At 57.6% G+C, this 18,951-nt stretch carries 20 protein-coding genes; 6 read left to right on the plus strand and 14 right to left on the minus strand.

Going from position 1 to position 18,951, the window contains the following annotated elements; genetic code table 11:
- A partial coding sequence (locus ACOTX1_RS05540) for a hypothetical protein (RefSeq protein WP_421637444.1) occupies positions 1-304 on the plus strand: 304 nt, incomplete at its 5' end.
- Here ACOTX1_RS05540 and ACOTX1_RS05545 read toward each other — a convergent pair.
- The gene (locus ACOTX1_RS05545; protein WP_023314694.1) at positions 267-1,448 is read right to left on the minus strand and encodes a PLP-dependent aminotransferase family protein; all 1,182 of its coding nucleotides are present in this window, start codon (positions 1,446-1,448) and stop codon (positions 267-269) included. The two genes, ACOTX1_RS05540 and ACOTX1_RS05545, sit on opposite strands and share 38 nt — an antisense overlap.
- 20 nt (positions 1,449-1,468) lie before the next feature.
- The gene (locus ACOTX1_RS05550; protein WP_023314695.1) at positions 1,469-2,356 is read right to left on the minus strand and encodes a LysR substrate-binding domain-containing protein; all 888 of its coding nucleotides are present in this window, start codon (positions 2,354-2,356) and stop codon (positions 1,469-1,471) included.
- 97 nt (positions 2,357-2,453) lie between these two features.
- On the opposite strand from ACOTX1_RS05550, the gene ACOTX1_RS05555 reads away from it, so the two are divergent.
- Positions 2,454-3,056, plus strand: coding sequence for a short chain dehydrogenase (locus tag ACOTX1_RS05555; RefSeq protein WP_023314696.1), 603 nt, complete (start codon positions 2,454-2,456; stop codon positions 3,054-3,056).
- Here ACOTX1_RS05555 and ACOTX1_RS05560 read toward each other — a convergent pair.
- The 5 genes from ACOTX1_RS05560 to ACOTX1_RS05580 all read right to left on the minus strand — a co-directional run bounded on the left by ACOTX1_RS05560 (position 3,053) and on the right by ACOTX1_RS05580 (position 7,832).
- Entirely contained in the window at positions 3,053-3,784 is a 732-nt protein-coding gene (locus tag ACOTX1_RS05560; protein WP_023314697.1) for a class I SAM-dependent methyltransferase, read from the minus strand. The two genes, ACOTX1_RS05555 and ACOTX1_RS05560, sit on opposite strands and share 4 nt — an antisense overlap.
- Before the next feature lie 74 nt (positions 3,785-3,858).
- The gene (locus ACOTX1_RS05565) at positions 3,859-4,857 is read right to left on the minus strand and encodes a transketolase family protein (RefSeq protein WP_022651706.1); all 999 of its coding nucleotides are present in this window, start codon (positions 4,855-4,857) and stop codon (positions 3,859-3,861) included.
- Positions 4,857-5,702: a transketolase gene (locus ACOTX1_RS05570; protein WP_022651707.1), complete on the minus strand. Its 846-nt coding sequence runs from the start codon at positions 5,700-5,702 to the stop codon at positions 4,857-4,859. Before ACOTX1_RS05570 ends, ACOTX1_RS05565 begins: the two co-directional genes overlap by 1 nt.
- 12 nt (positions 5,703-5,714) lie before the next feature.
- A complete protein-coding gene (locus ACOTX1_RS05575) occupies positions 5,715-6,464 on the minus strand; it encodes an SDR family NAD(P)-dependent oxidoreductase (RefSeq protein WP_003862216.1) in 750 nt (249 codons plus the stop codon).
- A gap of 36 nt (positions 6,465-6,500) precedes the next feature.
- Positions 6,501-7,832, minus strand: coding sequence for an MFS transporter (locus ACOTX1_RS05580; protein WP_023314698.1), 1,332 nt, complete (start codon positions 7,830-7,832; stop codon positions 6,501-6,503).
- Between the two features lie 215 nt (positions 7,833-8,047).
- Here ACOTX1_RS05580 and ACOTX1_RS05585 point away from each other — a divergent pair, with 215 nt between their 5' ends.
- The gene (locus tag ACOTX1_RS05585) at positions 8,048-8,968 is read left to right on the plus strand and encodes a LysR substrate-binding domain-containing protein (RefSeq protein WP_003862214.1); all 921 of its coding nucleotides are present in this window, start codon (positions 8,048-8,050) and stop codon (positions 8,966-8,968) included.
- A gap of 18 nt (positions 8,969-8,986) precedes the next feature.
- Here ACOTX1_RS05585 and ACOTX1_RS05590 read toward each other — a convergent pair whose 3' ends face one another.
- The 6 genes from ACOTX1_RS05590 to ACOTX1_RS05615 all read right to left on the minus strand — a co-directional run bounded on the left by ACOTX1_RS05590 (position 8,987) and on the right by ACOTX1_RS05615 (position 16,583).
- On the minus strand, positions 8,987-10,366 hold the full coding sequence (locus ACOTX1_RS05590) for an amidohydrolase family protein (protein WP_023314699.1): 1,380 nt from the start codon (positions 10,364-10,366) through the stop codon (positions 8,987-8,989).
- 1 nt (position 10,367) lies between these two features.
- Complete coding sequence (locus ACOTX1_RS05595) at positions 10,368-11,324, minus strand: carbamate kinase family protein (protein ID WP_022651711.1); 957 nt, start codon at positions 11,322-11,324, stop codon at positions 10,368-10,370.
- A complete protein-coding gene (locus ACOTX1_RS05600; RefSeq protein ID WP_023314700.1) occupies positions 11,321-12,901 on the minus strand; it encodes a hypothetical protein in 1,581 nt (526 codons plus the stop codon). The genes ACOTX1_RS05595 and ACOTX1_RS05600 overlap by 4 nt, the downstream gene beginning before the upstream one ends.
- Positions 12,902-12,912: 11 nt before the next feature.
- Entirely contained in the window at positions 12,913-14,328 is a 1,416-nt protein-coding gene (locus ACOTX1_RS05605; protein WP_059288280.1) for a DUF1116 domain-containing protein, read from the minus strand.
- Complete coding sequence (fdrA, locus tag ACOTX1_RS05610; RefSeq protein WP_023314702.1) at positions 14,328-15,869, minus strand: acyl-CoA synthetase FdrA; 1,542 nt, start codon at positions 15,867-15,869, stop codon at positions 14,328-14,330. Before fdrA ends, ACOTX1_RS05605 begins: the two co-directional genes overlap by 1 nt.
- A gap of 108 nt (positions 15,870-15,977) precedes the next feature.
- Positions 15,978-16,583, minus strand: coding sequence for an ankyrin repeat domain-containing protein (locus tag ACOTX1_RS05615; RefSeq protein WP_023314703.1), 606 nt, complete (start codon positions 16,581-16,583; stop codon positions 15,978-15,980).
- 320 nt (positions 16,584-16,903) lie between these two features.
- Between ACOTX1_RS05615 and ACOTX1_RS05620 the strand changes: the two genes are divergently transcribed.
- Positions 16,904-17,833: a LysR substrate-binding domain-containing protein gene (locus ACOTX1_RS05620; RefSeq protein WP_015571650.1), complete on the plus strand. Its 930-nt coding sequence runs from the start codon at positions 16,904-16,906 to the stop codon at positions 17,831-17,833.
- Here ACOTX1_RS05620 and ACOTX1_RS05625 read toward each other — a convergent pair.
- A complete protein-coding gene (locus ACOTX1_RS05625; protein ID WP_023314704.1) occupies positions 17,830-17,988 on the minus strand; it encodes a YqaE/Pmp3 family membrane protein in 159 nt (52 codons plus the stop codon). The two genes, ACOTX1_RS05620 and ACOTX1_RS05625, sit on opposite strands and share 4 nt — an antisense overlap.
- A gap of 179 nt (positions 17,989-18,167) precedes the next feature.
- Between ACOTX1_RS05625 and ACOTX1_RS05630 the strand changes: the two genes are divergently transcribed.
- Together ACOTX1_RS05630 and ACOTX1_RS05635 are read left to right on the plus strand one after the other, a co-directional pair.
- Positions 18,168-18,686: a rhodanese family protein gene (locus ACOTX1_RS05630; RefSeq protein WP_023314705.1), complete on the plus strand. Its 519-nt coding sequence runs from the start codon at positions 18,168-18,170 to the stop codon at positions 18,684-18,686.
- 82 nt (positions 18,687-18,768) lie between these two features.
- On the plus strand, positions 18,769-18,948 hold the full coding sequence (locus ACOTX1_RS05635) for a hypothetical protein (protein WP_003862199.1): 180 nt from the start codon (positions 18,769-18,771) through the stop codon (positions 18,946-18,948).
- Positions 18,949-18,951: the final 3 nt, after the last annotated feature.

Below are 18,951 nucleotides of genomic sequence, written 5' to 3' on the forward strand. Positions count from 1 at the left end.
TGATGATCTGTTCGTCGGAAAAACGCTTCTTCATGGGGATGTCCTCATGTGGCTTATGAAGACATTACTAACATCGGGGTGTACTAATCAACGGGGAGCAGGTCAACCGCACGCAGGAGGAGTTAAGCCGGATAAAAACCGTTGCGGAAGTCATGGCGAAGCGAAAATCCGGCAAGCCGGACGTTGCCTGATCCGCTCGCGCCACGCAATACGCTTACCCGACACGGGAACGGCGCATAACGGCATCTGCCATTATGCGCATCCGGTTACAGGGAAATTCTCAGGCGTCGAACCGCTTCTTTAAGCTGCTCATCCGTTGGGGTAACGAAAGACATGCGCAGCGTGGTGTGGTCCGGCTCGTTGCAGTAGAAGAACTCACCCGGCACAAACACGACGCCGTTGCTCAACGTTTTTTCCAGCCATTTCGTCGTATTGATGCCGTTATTCATTTTCGCCCACAGGAACATGCCGCCCTTTGGCTTGTGGAACGACATCACATCGCCCAGCTCCGCTTCCAGTTCACTGGCAAAGGTCTGGTATTTCTGGCGATAGGCTTCGCGGATCATTTTAATCTGATTCGCCAGACGACCGGTTTTCAGATATTCGTACGTCATCAGCTGCGACAGCGTGCTGGTGTGCAGATCGGTGGTTTGCTTGAGGTTCACTACCGCGCGCTTTAGCCACTCCGGCACCAGCACCCAGCCCACGCGGGTGCCCGGCGCGAGGATTTTAGAGAAGGTGGAGGTGTACACCACGTTATCCTCATTGCCGATATCTTTGGCATGAGCAATCAGCGGGCGGAACGCTTCGTCGGTGTAGTTGATCTCGCTGTACGGGTCGTCTTCGATAATCACGAAGTCATAGCGCTTCGATAATTCCACCAGCTGTTTACGACGCGCTTCGGAGAGCGTCACGCCGCCCGGGTTACCAAAGGTTGGCACGATATAAACCGCTTTGATGGTTTTAGTTGCCACCAGCGCTTCAAGTTCATCCACTTTCATGCCGTCGCCGTCGGTACCGACGGATTCAAATTTCGCCTGCGCCAGGCCAAAGACCTGCAACGCGGCGAGGTAGGTAGGCCGCTCCACGACGACCGTATCGCCCGGGTTGATTAACGCCCGCGCCAGCACGTCAAGCGACTGTTGCGAGCCGGAAGTAATGACCACATCATCGGCTTTACAGGCGATGCCGCGACCTTCAGAGATGCGTTGGATCTCTTCGCGCAGCCCCGGGACGCCTTCCGTCAGACCGTACTGGAATGCTTCGCCAAAATGCTGAGACAGCACGGCATCAGCGGCGATTTTTAAACCTTCATGATCGAACAGGTCCGGATTTGGAATACCGCCACCCAGCGAAATCACGCCTGCCATTTTGCTATGTTTTAATAATTCACGGATGGCAGAGGATTGCAGGCCCTGCGCGCTGCTGGCGAGTTTGTTTGCAGACATTCTTTACTTACCTTCTTTTTTTATATTGTGCCCAATCTTAGCAGAATATGGGCAATAAATTCCGTTAGCTTAGGCAGCGGCCGCAAATCCTGGCGCCACAGTAAATGCACCGGCCTCGGCGCGGGCGTAAACGCTTCCAGAACCCGAACCAGCCTGCCGCTCGCCAGCTCTTCCGCCACCAGCACTTCCGGTTGCAGCAGGAGTCCCGCCCCGGCTCGCGCCGCCATGCGTAAGCCGTAGCCGTCATTGCATCGTAAGACGGCATCACGCTTCCAGCGCACTTCGCCTTCCACACCCGGCAGCCGCCACTCGTTACGCGCCGTCCATACCGTGTGCGACAGGCACAGGTGATCCACCAGATCGGCTGGCGTTTGCGGCGTACCGTGACGCGCCAGATAATCCGGCGCGGCGCAGATCACCATGTTGTAGGGACACAGATATTTCGCCACCAGGTCCTCATTACGGATCTCACCGATACGAATGGCCAGATCGACCCCTTCCTCGACCAGATCAACCATTCGGTTGGTGAGATCCAGTTCGATGCGCACTTCCGGGTAACGCTGCAAAAACGTGGCCGTCAGAGGCGCGATAACGCAGCCGCCAAACGAGGTGGGCGCTGTCACGCGCAGGGTGCCGGCGGGTGTGGCTCGCAGGCGCTCAACCGCGTTTTCAGCAATCGAGACCTGCTCCAGCACGCGCCTGGCCTCTTCGAAATAAACGCGTCCGGCGTCGGTCAGGCTCTGGCGACGGGTGTTGCGCTCCAGCAGCCGCGTACCGAGCTGCGATTCCAGCTGCGTAATATACTTCCCGACCATCACCGCCGACATCTCCAGCCGGGCCGCCGCGCCGGTAAAGCTGCCGCTTTCCACCACCGTGATGAACGTCTCCATGCCGCGAAGCTTATCCATATTCCGAACCTCTGGTTAGCAATCTTCTAACATCAACCCAGTTTATCTGAATTTTTATTTATTAAAGAATGAAGGCTCACAACATAAGGAGTCTGCTATGAAAATCGTCATTATTGGTGCCAGCGGTACGGTCGGTCGTGCTGTGACAGATGAGCTAAGCCGTCGTCACGAGGTGATCAGCGTGGGTCGCACGCAGGGCGACCATCAGGTGGATATCACCTCGCAGGCGAGCGTACAGGCGCTGTTCGAAAAGATCGGCCCGGTGGATGCGATTGTCTCCGCCAGCGGTGGGGTACACTTCGGCCCGCTCGCAACCATGACCGACGGCGAGTTCAACCGGGGCTTACAGGATAAGCTGCTGGGGCAGATTCGTCTGGCGCTGACCGGCCAGCACTACCTGAACGAAGGTGGTTCGATTACGCTGATAAGCGGCATTGTGGCTCACGAGCCGATTGCTCAGGGCGTCAATGCCACCACGGTGAATGCGGCGCTGGAAGGGTTTGTGCGCGCCGCGGCCTGTGAACTGCCGCGCGGGATCCGCATTAACCTGATCAGCCCGACGGTGCTGACGGAATCCGTCGAAGCATATGATGGCTTCTTCCCGGGCTTTGAAAGCGTTCCCGCTGCGACCGTTGCGCAGGCCTACCGCCGCAGCGTGGAAGGGGTACAGAGCGGGCGGGTATATAAAGTCGGCTATTAAGCCTTACGGGCGGCGATCAGCACCAGCATCGGGCGTTCCGCCTCTTCGGCCAGCGCGGGCCAGGCGTCAACCTGCGTCTGCGTTGGTCCCCACTCATTGACTTCGCTTATCGTTAACCCCGCTTTGATCAGTGCGTTAAGCGTGGTGCCCAGCGTGCGGTGGTATTTAATCACCCCGTCCGCCAGCCAGTTGCTGACGCGCTGGCTTTCGTCCTGATAATGGTTCACGCCCCAGAACCGCTCACCGTTGTCGTCGGTGAGCCAGCCCTGACGGGTGGCGCAGGTATAAATCGGGTGCTCCATCGAGAAGACCAGGCTGCCACCGGGTTTTAGCGCGCGCTGAACCCTGGCGAATAGCGTGTCCAGCTCCGGCAGGTAGTGTAGCGCCAGCGAGCTGTAGACCAGATCGAGGCTATTCGCTTTCAGCGCCAGAGATTCCAGATCGCTACGCTGATAGTGAATCCGATTGTCATCAGTCAGTTCAGCCGCGCGGGCGAGCATTTTTTCTGAAATATCAACACCCGTGACGTCAGACGCGCCCAGCTCGCGCGCTGCGCGACAGAACCATCCGTAGCCGCAGCCGAGATCGACAACCGCTTTACCGGTTAAATCTGGCAGCATTGCCTTGAGCGCGGGCCACTCCGGCGCGCCGTTCAGGCCCTGAACCGAGCGCGGAAGCTGGGCATAGCCTTCAAAAAATGCCGGGTTGTCGTAGATGTTTTGCGCCATAACGGACTCCTTTATCGCAACAGTGGCGAGGGTAAAGCACCCCTCGCCCGTTGACAACGTATCCGTCTTATAAATCACAGCCTGCGCCGGATTTTCTCCACCATGGCTGTGGTTGAGATCCCGTAGCGGTCATGGAGGGTGGGCAACGCGCCCGCATCAAGGAACGCGTCCGGCAGCGCGACGGTATCGAAATCCACGTTCACGCGGTTGCGCATCAACAGCGACGCGACGGCTTCGCACAACCCGCCTACGCTGCTGTGGTTTTCCGCCACGATGACCAGCCGTCCCGGCTTCGCAGCCTGCGCCAGGATCGTCTCTTCGTCCAGCGGCTTAATGGTGGGCGAGTGCAGCACCGCCACGCTGACGTTATCCTTACGCAGCTGCTTCGCCGCCTCCAGCGCACGCATGGTCATCAGGCCTGAGGCGACGATCAGGACATCGTTCCCCTCTTCCAGCAGCGCAGCTTTGCCAATCTTAAACTGGTAGTTGTACTGGTCCAGCACCACCGGCACCTTGCCGCGCAGCAGGCGCATATAGACAGGGCCATCGTGCGCTGCCATCGCCGGCACCGCCTGTTCGGTGTCGATTGCGTCACAGGGATCGATAATCGTCATGCCCGGAATACCGCGCATAATCGCAATATCTTCCGTCGCCTGGTGGCTCGGCCCGTAACCGGTGGTTAGCCCCGGCAGCGCCGCGCAGATCTTCACGTTCAGGTGCTCTTCAGCAATCACCTGATGGATAAAATCGTAGGCGCGGCGGGTGGCGAAGACGGCATAGGTGGTGGCGAAAGGAATAAAACCCTCTTTCGCCATGCCGCCCGCGGCCCCCATTAACAACTGCTCGGCCATGCCCATCTGAAAGAAGCGTTCCGGGTAGGCCTGAGCGAAAATATGCAGATCGGTGTACTTCGACAGATCCGCAGTCATGCCTACGACCTCCGGTCGCTGTTCCGCCAGCTTCACCAGCGCGTGGCCGAACGGTGCGGCTCGCGTCTCCTGGCCCTCTTCCGCGATAGAGGCAATCATCGCCGACGTGGTTAAACGCGGTTTTTTCTCCGTGGTCTGGCTCATTACAGCACTCCTTCAGGTTTGTTGGCATCCAGCACAGCGAGTGCCTTTTGCCACTCGTCAGCATCCACGCGAATAAAATGGTTCTTGTCACGCTTTTCGAGGAACGGCACGCCCTTGCCCATCAGCGTGTCGCACAAAATGACGCGCGGCTGGTTTTCCGGGTAGCGTTTGGCGTTATCAAACGCCGTTACCAGTGAAGGGACATCGTTGCCGTTGACGCGCTGCACGTACCAGCCGAAGGAGGTCCATTTATCTTCCAGCGGCTCAAAGCCGAGGATCGCGTGCGAGTTGCCATCCGCCTGCTGGCGGTTAATGTCCACCAGCACGATCAGGTTCGACAGGCCGTGATGTGCCGCCGACATCGCAGCTTCCCAGGTTGACCCTTCGTCCAGCTCGCCGTCCGACATGGAGTTAACGACCCATGCCGCGCTCTGCTTGCGCTTCAGCCCCAGCGCCATGCCAACGCCAATGCTTAAGCCCTGCCCCAGCGAACCGCCGGAGATCTCCATGCCCGGCGTGTAGGTTGCCATGCCGGACATCGGCAGGCGGCTGTCGTCCGCGCCGTAGGTCTCCAGCTCCTCTTCAGGAACGATCCCCGCTTCAATCAGGGCGGCGTAACAGGCAATGGCGTAGTGGCCGTGAGAGAGCAAAAAACGGTCACGCCCCTCCCACTCCGGCTCGCCCGGCTTAAGGTTCATCCCGTGGGCAAACGCGGTGGCCAGCACATCGGCATAGCCCAGCGCCTGCCCGATGTAGCCCTGCCCCTGCACTTCGCCCATGCGCAGCGCGTAGCGGCGAATGCGCCAAGCCGCGGCGGCAACCTGTTGAACTGTGGTATCCGTCATCGTCGTATCTCCTTAATGGATCAGCATCCCGCCGTTCACGTCGAGCGTGATACCGGTGGAGTAAGAAGAGAGGTCGCTGCCGAGGAACAGCGCGGCGCGGGCAATATCCTGCGCGTCTCCGAGGCGGTTAAGCGGAATGCCCGCCAGAATGGACGTTTTCATCTCATCGCTCAGCTTGCCTGCGGTAATGTCCGTCTGGATAAGACCCGGCGTGATGCAGTTTACGCGCACATTGTCGGGCCCCAGCTCACGCGCCATGGCTTTTGCCAGCCCCAGCACACCCGCTTTTGCAGCGCTGTAGTGTGGGCCGCCAAAGATGCCGCCGCCGCGCTGGGCCGATACCGATGAAATGCAGACGATGCTGCCCGACTTTTGCGCGCGCATAGTGGGAATAACCGCCTGGGACATTAGCAGCGTGCCGCGCAGGCTGACGTCAAGCACCGCATCGTAATTTTCGCGTTTGATATCCATCAGCTTGATCGGCTGAGTTATGCCGGCGTTATTCACCAGAATATCGATGCGCCCGTATTTCCCCAGCACCTGCTCAATGGCGGCATTAACCTGTAATTCATTGCTGACGTTCGCCGCAAGGCCCAGATGTTCGTCGCCAAGGCTCGCGGCGGCAGCCCGGCTGGCTTCAGCGTTTAAATCGATAATCACCACTTTCGCACCCTGTTCAGCATATAATTTCGCCGTAGCGAAACCCAAACCGCGTACGGAAGCCGCGCCGGTAATAACGGCGACTTTATTTTTCAGTAGCATACATTTACTCCATTAGGACAAGAGAGATTTAATGTTTTATTTCGGCTCTTCCAGCAGCATAATCATTATTAAGCCAATGGCTGCGCAAATACCGAAATAAATAAACACGGAATTAAAACTACCTGTTTTATCCAGCAGATAACCTGCCAGCATCGGGGAAACAAATCCGCCGAGATTACCGCCGCTATTGATAATGGACGCGGCAATCGGATAGGTTTTACTGTCCGCAACAGCCATTCCATAAGCCGTAAAAGCGGGCCAGCCGATATTCAGACAGAGGCCGACAAAAAATAACCCGACGCAAACCGCGACGGTGCTTTGCGGAATATTCAGCATAATAACCATCATTAAAACGGTGCTGATGGCGGTAAACATCATGGTCGGTTTACGTCGGCGGCCGAGCAGTTTGTCGGAGACGTAGCCGCCAAAAATCGCACCGATAAATCCACCGATGCACGGCATGCTGGCGACCAGCCCCATGCTCATAAACGTAAAGCCTTTCTCTTTCACCAGATAGAGCGGGATCCACGTCAACAGTCCGTACAGCACGCTGACCATCATAAAATAGGCCAGGCAGTCGCCGAGAATATTCTTCGAGGTAAACAGCCCTTTCACCGTGCTTACCGGGGCTAATTCCCGCACGCGGATCAGCCGATCGAGGCGTGCAAAGCCTGGTGAAATCACGATATTTTCCCGTCTGGCGTCCGGGGTCTCCTGACCGGCGGTAATGGTCTCCAGCTCCGCTTTCGAGACGAATGCGCTCTCGGACGGCCTGGTGCGTACCAGCAGATACCACAGGACGGCAATGACCAATCCTGGGATCGCAAAGGAGAAGAAGACCCAGCGCCAGCCCCAGGTCATGGCGATCCACACTGCCAGCGGCGGCACGAGGATGGGCGCGAACATGGTGGCGGCGATGTAGACGCCCGTGGCCGTGGCCTTCTCCTTTGGCGGAAACCAGTTATTGATGGTGGAGGCCAGCCCGACCGGGCACGGCCCCTCTGTTAACCCCAGCCCCAGGCGGATACACTTCAGGCCCAGAACCGAGGTTGCGGTGCCCATCAGCCAGGTAAAGGCAGAGAAGCCGAATATCGACAGTGCCAACATGCTGCGAATTCCCTTTTTGGCAATAAAAAAGCCCGCAGGAATTTGGCTCAGGGCGTATCCCAAAAAAAACATGCTGGCGATGGCACCGGCTTCGAAATTATTGATATGAAATTCGTCAATGATAAACGGCAGTACTGCACCAATATTTGTTCGGTCAGCATAGTTAATGGCATAAAAAATAAAAATTAATGCCAGCACAACGAAACGGTAATTGGTTTTTTTAGTCTTTATGTAGGGGACAGCTTGTTCTATACGAGACATAACTTACCTCATTATTCGAACACCGTGAGTCGTTTTATTATTGCGTTCAACGTCAATATATCGGCTCACCCATGAAACGCCATTCAATAAAGCTCATTTATTGCTGAGATAAATTTGATTCGCGATACAGCTCAAAAAAATAACATCGGGATAAAATTGCCCGCTCGCAGTCTCAATGTTATGTTTTTTATCAATTATCGTGTAAGGAGTAGGCCATGTCCGCGCAGGATCGCCAGACGTTATCGCTGCCCTCGCTCAGAAATTTGCAGGCGTTTATCGCCGTTGCTAACGCCCTGAGCATCCATCAGGCGGCGGAACAGCTCAACGTCACGCCTTCGGCGGTAAGCCACCAGATCGCGTCGCTGGAATCGTGGCTGGGCAAGAAATTATTTATCCGCAGCGGCAAAGGGGTTCAACTCACCCCGACGGGAGAACAATATCTGCGGGAGGTCTCGGCGGCGATGAGCGCCATCGGGCGCGCCACCGATCAAATCGTGAAAGAAAAAGACAATGCTGTGCTTCGCGTGCACTCTTCCCCCACCTTCGGGCTGTCCTGGCTGTTGCGCCGTCTGGGCAGATTCCGCGCCGAATATCCTGATATCACCATCAATCTCACCTGCTCCTATGAGAACCTACAGTTCGCCAGAGATAATATCGACATTGATATCCGTCACGGTATTCCGGACTGGGACGCCTACCGGGTGATGACCATTAAAAACGACACGCTGGTGGTATTGGCCTCGCCGGACTATGCAGAAGAGCATCCCATCAGCACGCCCGCCGATCTGCTGCAACAGTCGCTTATCTCGTCCACCAGCACTCTGGTGAACTGGGAGAAATGGTTCGCCTGGCACAATATCGACAGGCCCTGGCTTAATTTCAGCCTCAGCTTCGACCGCTCCTACATGAGCTTTGAAGCGGCGCGCATGGGGCTTGGGTTTATTCTGGAGAGCAAAATGATGGCTACCGATCACCTGAAGGATGGCTCGCTGGTGCAGGTGCTGCCTGATGAAATGGGTATCGCCATCAACGCGCACCATCTGGTGATGCCGCACATGAACGAACGCGCGTGGAAGATCCAGCAGTTCGTCGAGTGGATTGACCGTGAGTTGCGATTGTCGGGGTATCACCTGTAGCGATACCCCAACGTGGCGTCAGGCGACCGTGCCCCAGACCAGATTCCCCTTGTGGAACGTCGCGGTGCGCGGAGAAATGCGCGCCACCGCCTCGGCGGAACAGGAGGCGTCAACCAGCACAAAGCTGGCGTCGTCCTGCGCTTTAGGCCACACGCGCTCACCTTTGTCGTTCAGCGGCAGCACGTCGCCGGTGGCGATGCCCAGCGCCCGCGAAAGCGTCTGCTCGTTCGGGCGAATATAGAGCTGGGCGTAGAGGTTGGCTTTCTCCAGCATGTCCCCCAGACCGTACGGCGACCAGTGGTCGATCACGCTGTCGGTACCGGTCATGACAAACACGCCTTTATCACGTAACTGCTTCAGCGGCATGTGCAGGGTGCCAATCGGCACGGTCGAGGCGATGGTTACCTGCTGTGCCGCCATGCGGGTGGCGATCTCATCCACCTGCTGTTCGTTAAGCGTGGCCAGCGCGAAGGCGTGGCTGATGGTCAGCTTCCCCTTCAGCGCCGGCGTTTTCTCCACGGTTTCTACCATGTAGTTCACCGCCGCCACGCCCGCCGGGCTGGTTTCATGCAGGTGAATATCCACCCCTTTGTCGTAATCCAGCGCAATCTGGAACATGGTATCTAGCGATTTCTCCATCGCGCCGTCGACGCTGGTTGGGTCCAGCCCGCCCACATAATGCGCCCCCGCCTGCATCGCCTCGCGCATCAGCTTTTCAGAATTCGACAGCAGCAGGCCGTGCTGCGGGAAGGCAACGATTTCGCAGTCAAAGCCTGCGCCCCGGCGCGCCAGTACCGCCTGCAAATTTTCCAGGTTTTTCAGGCCGGAAACCGGCTCTATGTTGCAGTGGCTGCGGGCGATGGTGGACCCTTTGGACTGGATCAGGTCGATCAGCTTTTCGGCGCGTTCTTGCGTGTAGGGCTGTAACTCCGGCAGCAGCTTCTGCTCCAGGCGGATCATGTCCTGAATGGTGGTGCCCGCCGGACGGTTCAGGGAGCGCCACGGGCCGCCGTAGAAGGTTTTATCCAGGTGAATGTGCATGTCGCGCATCGCCGGAAGCATCAGCTTTTTACCCGCGTCGTAGTGCGGCAGGGTCGCGTCGGCGTGGCTGCCGTTATCGCGCAGGGCGACGATTTTCCCGTCTTTGATCTCCAGCGTTTTCAGCTCGGTGCGGGTGCTTGTCGCCACGCTGCCGTCGTAGTTAAACCCGGCTTCCAGCAGCACGTTGTCGAGATAGTAATGTTTTGCGGTGATGTTCATCGGTTTACCCGTCTCGCAGGTTGCCTTTACAGAATCGGCAGCATACGCGACGGAACCCGTGGCGCCAAACAGCGCGCAGGCAGTAACCATTTTGCCGCTCTGGCTGATAAACTCGCGGCGGCTTTTATTCTCACTCATCTTATCTTCCTTCATTAATAATATGGGTACCCGTTTCACCGCGCAGCGCTGCGGGCAGGCAGTCCGGCGAGGTGATGATTACGCGCCTGCCGCCATGGCGTAAAAATTCCAGCGAAGCGACGATTTTTGGCAACATGCTACCTGCCGGGAAGTGACCTTCATCCATGTAGCGCGTCATCTGCGCCACGTTGACGGTATCCAGCGCCTGCTGGTTCGGCTTGCCGAAGTTCACGCACACTTTCTCCACGCCGGTGGTGATCACCAGCACGTCGGCGCGGATCTCGCGCGCCAGCAGCGCGGTGGAGAGATCTTTATCGATAACCGCATCCACGCTCTGGTAATCGCCCTGTTCACTGCGCACCACGGGAATGCCTCCACCGCCCGCGCCGATGACCACAAAACCTTTCTGCGTTAGCGCCTTAATCGCATCCGCCTCGACGATGCGCCGCGGCTGGGGCGAGGCCACCACGCGGCGATAGCCCCGGCCTGAATCCTCGACAAAATGCCAGTCCGGGTGCGCGAGCTGTAGCTCGTCGCGCTGCGCCTCGCTGAAGAACGCGCCGATCGGTTTTGTCGGGTGCGTAAAGCCGGGATCGTTTTTATCCACCTCCACCTGGGTGACGACCGTGACCGCCTTTTGCTCGCCACGCGCCGCCAGGCGGTTGTTGAGCGCCTGCTGGATCAGGTAGCCGATGCCGCCCTGGGTATCCGCCACGCAGTTTGCCAGCGGGGTCAGCGGCAGCCCTTCCCGCTCGTGGGCGATTTCGGCGCGGCGCAGATCCAGCCCCACCTGCGGGCCATTGCCATGGGTGAGCACGATGTCATAGTCCGAGGCCAGCATTTCGAGCACCGACTCAGCCACCGCTTTGACCGCCTGCGCCTGATGCTCAATCGACTGGCTGGCGTTGTCTTTGATAATGCTGTTGCCGCCGATGGCGACGACCATAAGCTCTTTCATTTTGTTTCCTTTAGAAGGTGCGTTCTGGTGCCCTCACCCCGGCCCTCTCCCACAGGGAGAGGGGGATTAACAGAGGTATCCAGCACATGCTTCACCACAAACATCCCGCCCATCATCAGGTAGGCCGTGACAAACATCAGGGAACTGCCCTCGGCAAAGCCCACCACCGGGGCGTGGATCACGCCAAACAGCGCCAGCAGCGCGCCTCCTGCGGCGGCGACGGCCCCGCGCAGCGGTTTGTTGATAATGGCGAAGATGGCGATACAGCCCCAGAGCATGCTGGCGAGCGGCGCGCCGTTGCCGAGATGCATCAAGCCTTCGTAGTAGATCCCCTTGCTGTGCAGCACGTCGGTGCCAATTTTCGCCGCGCTGGTCCCCGCGGCGCTCATCACGCTGTTCATCATGGTCAGCGCCCAGTTGGCGATCCACGGGAACAGGCAGATGAAGATGACGGGCACCTCCACTTTCGGGGTTTCCCTCACCACCTGGTTGGCGGTGACGACGCCGATAAACACCAGAATCGGCACGATGGCGGTCATCGGTATGATGGCGAGCATAAAGGCCCCCAGCCCGAACAGCGGCACGATGAACATGGTCACGCCGGACGCCAGGGTGTAGCCGATGCTGGCGCCCATCGCTTTCCAGCCAGGATGGCCGACGTAGACCGTGACCGGGAACGGATTGCCCATCAGCCAGCCGAGCATCGAGGCCAGACCGTTCGCCAGCATTACCTTGCGGGTCGGGTATTCATCCCCCGCCGCGTGGGCGCTTTCGATGTTCTCCAGGTCAAAGATGTAGTTTGCCAGCCCCAGCGGTACGGCGGACGCCAGATAAGGCAGCGCGTGCGGCAGCCCCTGCATAAAGCTGTCCACGTGCACTTCCGGCGGGTTAAAGCCGAAGGATGACATGGACGCTTTAATGGCATCCGGGCTTTGCAGGCCAGAGATCCACGCAAGTAGAGTACCGGCAATTAACAGCAGCAGGCCGGTCGGGATACGGGCGAAAATCGGCTTTTTACCGAACCAGTTAATGAAGATCAGCAGCAGGACGATAAACGACACGGTCGGCGCTTCGAACGCCTGCAACATCGGGTTCATCGCCAGCAGCAGCAAGCCAAGACCGGACAGGCACGACAGCAGCACGGTGCGCGGGATCATCTTGCGGATGGTTTCCCCCAGGAAGGAACCGCCCGCGAGGATCATCGCTTCCACAAAGCACCACACCAGGCCAATCTGAATCGCGAAATCCGCATCGCCAGTTTGCTGGTAAACCGGCATTAAGACCAGGAAGGTCACGGTAAAAATCGACGGCGCGCTCGGGCCGGACGGCAACGCGGTGACGTCCGTTCGTCCGGTAGCGCGCGCCATTTGCAGGCCAAACCACGTATAGCAAAGACTCGCCTCCAGCACCGCCAGCCCGAAGGCTGGCGCGATGCGTCCATAAACAATCTCCTTCGGGATGCCGACGACAAAAATGAGCAGCCCCATCATGGTCAGCAAATTGGTCAGGTTGTTGGTCATCAACCCGAAATAAGCTGCCCAGTCACCTCTTTTCCACTCCAGTTTCATGTTTTTCATGGATGCATACCTTATAGAACGTAGCGATCGCGGAAGGTTAACAGCGCCTTTTCAAAACAGCTAAACGGCGGGTGAACGATGCCCGCCCCAATCATGCCGATCCCGGCGTCCTTGTGGGCAATGGCGGTATCAATGACCGGCAGAATGCCGCTGCCCGCGACCTTCATGATGTCGATGGCGGTCGGGATGCCCATAAACGACAGCAGCGGAATGGTGACGTTCGGGTTTTCGCCGAGGGTGATTTCGCGCATCTGGCGAGAAAAATCGATGGCTTCCTCCACCGTGCCGCCCACCAGCGCAACGATGGCCGGGGCCGTCGCCATCGCAAAGCCGCCGATGCCGTAGGTTTCGGTAATCGCGCTGTCGCCGATATCCAGCCCGGAGTCTTCCGGCTTATAGCCCGCGAACATCGGGCCGATCACCTGCTGCGCCGGGCCGGTAAACCACTGCCCCGGCAGGCCGGAAACGCGCAGGCCGAACTCGTAGCCGTTGCGCGCCATGGTGGTGACGACGGTGCTGTACTCAATGCCGTGGGCGGCATCCAGCGCGGCCTTACACATCGCCATCCACGTCGGACCGGAGAAGTAGTCGCTGCTGGCGACAAACTCGAACACTTCACGCTGCTGCGCCACCGGATAGCCCGCCTGGATCAGCCCCGGCGTCAGCGCCTGAATAAGCAGCGTGGTGCCCGCGTTGTTGCGGTTGTGGCACTCGTCGCCCATGTGCAGCGCCTGGGCCAGCATCAGGCGCAGGTCGATTTCGCCGATAATCTTCATCGCGTCGCGCAGCATCGGGCCGAGCACGTCGCGCATCCAGTTCAGGCGCTCGATCACGCTCTGGTCGTTAGCCCCCATGCGCAGGATCTTCGCCATCTGCTCGCTGAGGTTGGTGAAGGCGCGGTTGCCATAAGTTTTGTTCCCAACGATGTGCATAAACATCGACGCGGAGGTGACGCCCGCCATCGAGCCCACGCAGTCATGCTCGTGGCAAGGCGAGAACGTAATATCTCCGGAGGCGGCGATCCTTGCCGCATCGTCCAGATCCGTCGCCAGCCCTTCAAACACCAGCGCGCCGGTAACCGCGCCTTTCATCGCACCGCACATGTTTTCCCAGGTAACTGGCGGACCGGCGTGCAGAATGGTGGTGCGGGTCATGCCCGGCACTACGTTGATGGCCTGGTCATAGCCCACCAGCACCGGATGGGACTGAATAATCCGCTCCAAAGCAATTTTGTTCGCGGCGGCAATTTTCTCCGCCAGCGGTTTTTCCGCCAGCTGGTCGAGCGCTTTAACAACCTGCATATTGCCCTGCCCCGGCGGCGTCCAGTCGAGCTGGGTCACGGGAACGTGCTGCTTTTTGAGGTCGTCGCTGAACATCGCAATGCCGACGTTAATGACGTTTAGCGGCTGGTTGAATAAAGTGGTCATTATGCTTTCTCCCCTTTGCAGACAGATTCGCGTGCCAGTAATCCGGTGTTGGTGCTGCTGCTGGCCCAGATGACGCCTGCGTCGGTCAGCAGCTGGCACTGCTGCGCCAGCGACTGCGGATCCTGATCGGTGCCGAGCACGTAGCCGAGAATTTCCAGCGGACGGTTGTCGGCGTTCGCGATCGCCTGTGCCTCTTTGATCGCCTCGATCATCACCCCCACCGGATCGTCGTGCGCGCCAAAGCCCAGCACGAAGTCCATCACGATGACGCCCACCTGCGGATCGCGCGCCTCCTGTAGCAGGCGGCTGATGCGGTTGGTCGGGTCGATCATTGGGTGTGGCTTGCCGTTGGTGAAATCATCGTCACCGAAATCAAGGAAGGTGTGGGCCTGGCTAACGCTGATATCTTTCAGACGCCTGGCCGGGTCCGGCTGGATGTTGCTGTAAACATCGTCAAACTTCTCCAGCGCGGCAAACATCGCTTCGTCGCACAGGGTGCCGCCGCAGAACAGGCCGCGAATGTATTTCTGCTGCGACGTCAGGCGGGTGCGTACCTCTTCGATCAGCGGCCAGTTGAGCGGATGTAAATCCAGGTCGTCTTTTTTAATGCCGGTAAGCAGCACCGCTTTCAGGGCCGCCTCTTTGGTGCCACGAGCAAACTGCAAACCGTCTTCATCGGCAGGCGGTTCGTTGCGGCCCAGGAAGCACACAACTACAGGCTTGCGGCAGGCGCGTGCCCGGGCCAGCACCTTCTCAGCCACCGCGGGTGCCGGCGGTTTGGAGATGAGCGCTATCACCCGAGTCGCGTCGTCCGCCTCCAGCATGTCGATGGCGTCGAGCATCATCAGGCCGCCGATCTTCTCGCTAAGATCGCGTCCGCCGGTGCCGATCAGCTGCGACACGCCGCCGCCGAACTCATGAATGCGCACGCTCAGCTCCTGGCTGCCGGTACCGGAGGCGCCAACGATGCCAATCGGCCCGCGACGCACCGCGTTGGCGAAGCACAGCCCCGCGCCGTTGATAATGGCGGTGCCGCAGTCTGGCCCCATCATCAGCAGACCCTTTTCATGCGCCAGCTGCTTCAGCGCCAGCTCGTCGTCGAGCGATACGTTATCGGAGAACAGCATCACGTTAAGATCGTTTTCCAGCGCCTGACGCGCTTCCCGGGCGGCGAAGGTGCCGTTGACGGAAATCACCGCCAGGTTGCTGTCCGGACGATGGGTTTTGGCGCTGGCAATCGACGCGTAGCGTGCTTCATGGGAGCCCGTGCGCTCTTTACGCGTGAACAGCGCTTCAATGGCGGCCAGGGTTTCATCATTTGCCGCGTCGCCTTTAATCACGATCATCAGGTCGCCATTTTTCGCGTCCGCTAATTCCGGCGTTAATAGCCCGAGGTTTTTTAATACGCCTTTGTTCATTTCCGTCGCCATCGCCACAAACGCCTGCTCGACGCCCGGCAATTTATTGGCTTTGGTGGAAACCGACATTAAGGAAACCGAATCGAAATACGTATTCTTTTTTATGACGATTTTGGTTGGCATTATTTTCACCTGTTTAAGATAAAAGGGGGCCGCCGTCGTGCTAAATGCACGTCGGTAACAATGCGTTTTTTCAGTAACGGCCAGCCAGGTGAAGGCTGACCGAATGCGCTACGCGCCTGCCGCCAGCAGCAGGTCTGCGATCGCGTTGAAGCCTTTTTCCCGTGCCAGTTCGAGCGGGGTTTTGCCGTATTTATCGGTCATGTGCGGGTTCGCGCCGTGATCCAGCAGCAGCTTCACAATTTCCTGCTGCTTTGCGCCGCCGTCGTTTAATACGATGGCCTCCAGCAGCGGCGTCCAGCCGACAAAATTGGTGTGGTTGACATTGATGTCGGTTTTTTCCAGCAGCTCACGCACGATTTCAACGTGCCCTTTTTCACTGGCAGGGGTAATGCCCACGCCACCAAAGCGCGTCAGACGGTCGAGATCCGGATCCGCCGGAAGGAGAATGCGCAGCAGGGTTAAATCATTGGTCAGGCAGCTGATCAGGAAGGGGTTAAAACAGGTCTGGTCCTGTTTATCAATATCCGCCCCGGCGGCAATTAAAAATTGCACACAGGCGTAATGCTTTTTCAGGCTGGCAATAATAATGGCGGTTCTTTTCTGGCGGTTGGTTACGTTAATATCCACGCCTTTTTCCAGGCAGGCTTTTAGCGCGTCGATATTGCCCTCTTCTGCCGCCAGCAGAAATTCTGTAACCAGTGCAGTTGCAGACATATTCAGACTCCCTATGTTTCACTTCTGATGACCTGAGAATAGCAACAGCCTGGTCATAAAAGAATCCGCTTAAAAATGATTCATCGACACGCAATTCATTGTTGAGTTAAATTCAACGGTCCGGCAGAAACGTGCGTCTGTGCAACCTTTTTCTTATGTTTTACCGCTTTTACACGCTTCAGGCTGCATTATCCTTATGGCTGAAAAAGCCTTACACAGCGCGGCCCTACGTAAAAATACAGAACTGTGACCAACATCAACTATGATGTAACGCCAGTGTTAAAATATGTTCAAAACTGATGGTCACCAGGAGCCATAATATGAATTCCATCTTTACCGAAGAGAATTTGCTGGCCTTCACCACCGCGGCACGTTTTGGCAGTTTTAGCAAAGCGGCTGCCGAGCTGGGCGTAACCACCTCGGCAATCAGTTACACCATCAAACGCATGGAGACCGGCCTGGACGTGGTGCTGTTTGTACGCAACACGCGCAGCATTGAGCTGACCGAATCCGGTTTTTATTTTTATCGTAAAGCGACCGACCTGCTGAATGACTTTCATGCCATCAAGCGCGGGATTGATACCATTTCTCAGGGCATTGAGACGCGAGTGCGCATCTGCATAAATCAGCTTTTGTATACGCCACGCCATACCGCGCGTTTGCTCCAGGTGCTGAAAAAACAGTTTCCCACCTGCCAGATCACGGTGACGACCGAGGTGTATAACGGCGTCTGGGATTCCATCATTAATAATCAGGCCAATATCGCCATTGGCGCGCCGGATACGCTGCTGGACGGCGGCGGCATTGATTATACCGAGATAGGCGCGATCCGCTGGGTATTTGCCATCGCGCCCACGCATCCGCTGGCGTTCGCCCCGGAGCCCATCTCCGAAAGTCAGCTGCGTCTGTATCCCAATATCATGGTCGAGGATACCGCGCATACCATCAATAAGAAGGTGGGCTGGCTGCTTCACGGTCAGGAGGCGATTCTGGTGCCGGACTTCAACACGAAATGCCAGTGTCAGATCCTGGGGGAAGGTATTGGATTTTTACCGGAATACATGACGCGTGAGGCGGTGGAGGATGGGCTGCTGGTAACGCGGCGAATCAATAATCCGCGCCAGGATTCGCGCATGCTGCTCGCCACGCAGCATGCGGCGACCGGTCAGGTCACGCGCTGGATAAAACAGCAATTTGGCCCCGAAGGCGTGCTGACCCGGATCTACAGTGACTTACTGTGGCGTACCTAGCTCTTCGTCTGAACCCAAAATGCGTGGATAAGACCGGGGAAGTAGCCCAGGATGGTCAGAAGGATATTCAGAATAAACGCCCAGCCCAGCCCCTTGCCAAGCAGCACGCCCAGCGGCGGGAGAATAATCGTAAAAAGAACGCGCCAAAAACCCATAAATAACTCCGTGCAAGCTAACCAATTGAAAATTATAAAAGACACTTCTCTAAGCGTAGCCAGTTTACGGGTAACTGCCATTCGTCTCTCGCGCTTTTACCTGCCTTTACCCTCTTTACACTGGCTTAAACCCGGCCTTAAATGCTCTACTGTTCTGAAATTGACCGTAAGGAAACATAATGTCTCTTCCTCTTATTTCGCCGCAGCAGGCAAACGCGCTTATTGCTGAAGGCGCCAAACTTATCGATATTCGCGACCCCGACGAGTATGCCCGCGAGCATATTCCGGTGGCGCACTCCATTCCGCTGGATTCGTTACCCGGCGGGCTTAACGCGGCGCCGGGAGAAACGGTGATTTTCCACTGTCAGTCCGGCGCACGAACCTCAAACAATGCTGCTCGTCTGGCGCAGGCAGCATCCCCTGCGAACGCCTGTGTGGTTGAGGGAGGCATTCAGGGCTGGAAACAGGCCGGGCTGCTGACCGTTGAAGATCGATCGCAGCCGCTTCCGCTGATGCGTCAGGTGCAGATCGCTGCCGGGCTGCTGATCCTCTGCGGCGTGGTGTTGGGTTACAGCGTCTCCAGCGGTTTTTTCCTGCTGAGCGGTTTTGTGGGCGCCGGGCTGCTGTTCGCCGGAGTGACAGGTTTTTGCGGTATGGCGCGACTTCTGAAAGTGATGCCGTGGAACCGACGTACCTGATAAGGAGTATCTGAAAGATTAGGCTGTACCCCGCCCCGGACGTGGGCTATGGTGAAGATCATGACAATGATGAGGAGGTGCTATGTTTTCTGTCGGTGATTATGTCCAACCGCGTCAGGGCGGTCCGAAACTGAAAGTGCTCGAAGTGAATGGTGAAAACATTGTGGCCGTGCAGGCCAGCGATGAGCAGGGCGAGAAATATCACCTGAAAGCGGCGGACGTAGTTCTGTACTCCGAAGAAGGTGACTTTGGCGTCTGCTAAGTC

Origin of the sequence: Enterobacter cloacae complex sp. IR5401 (assembly GCF_049238425.1) — a bacterium.
In the GTDB taxonomy this organism is placed as follows: domain Bacteria; phylum Pseudomonadota; class Gammaproteobacteria; order Enterobacterales; family Enterobacteriaceae; genus Enterobacter; species Enterobacter hormaechei_C.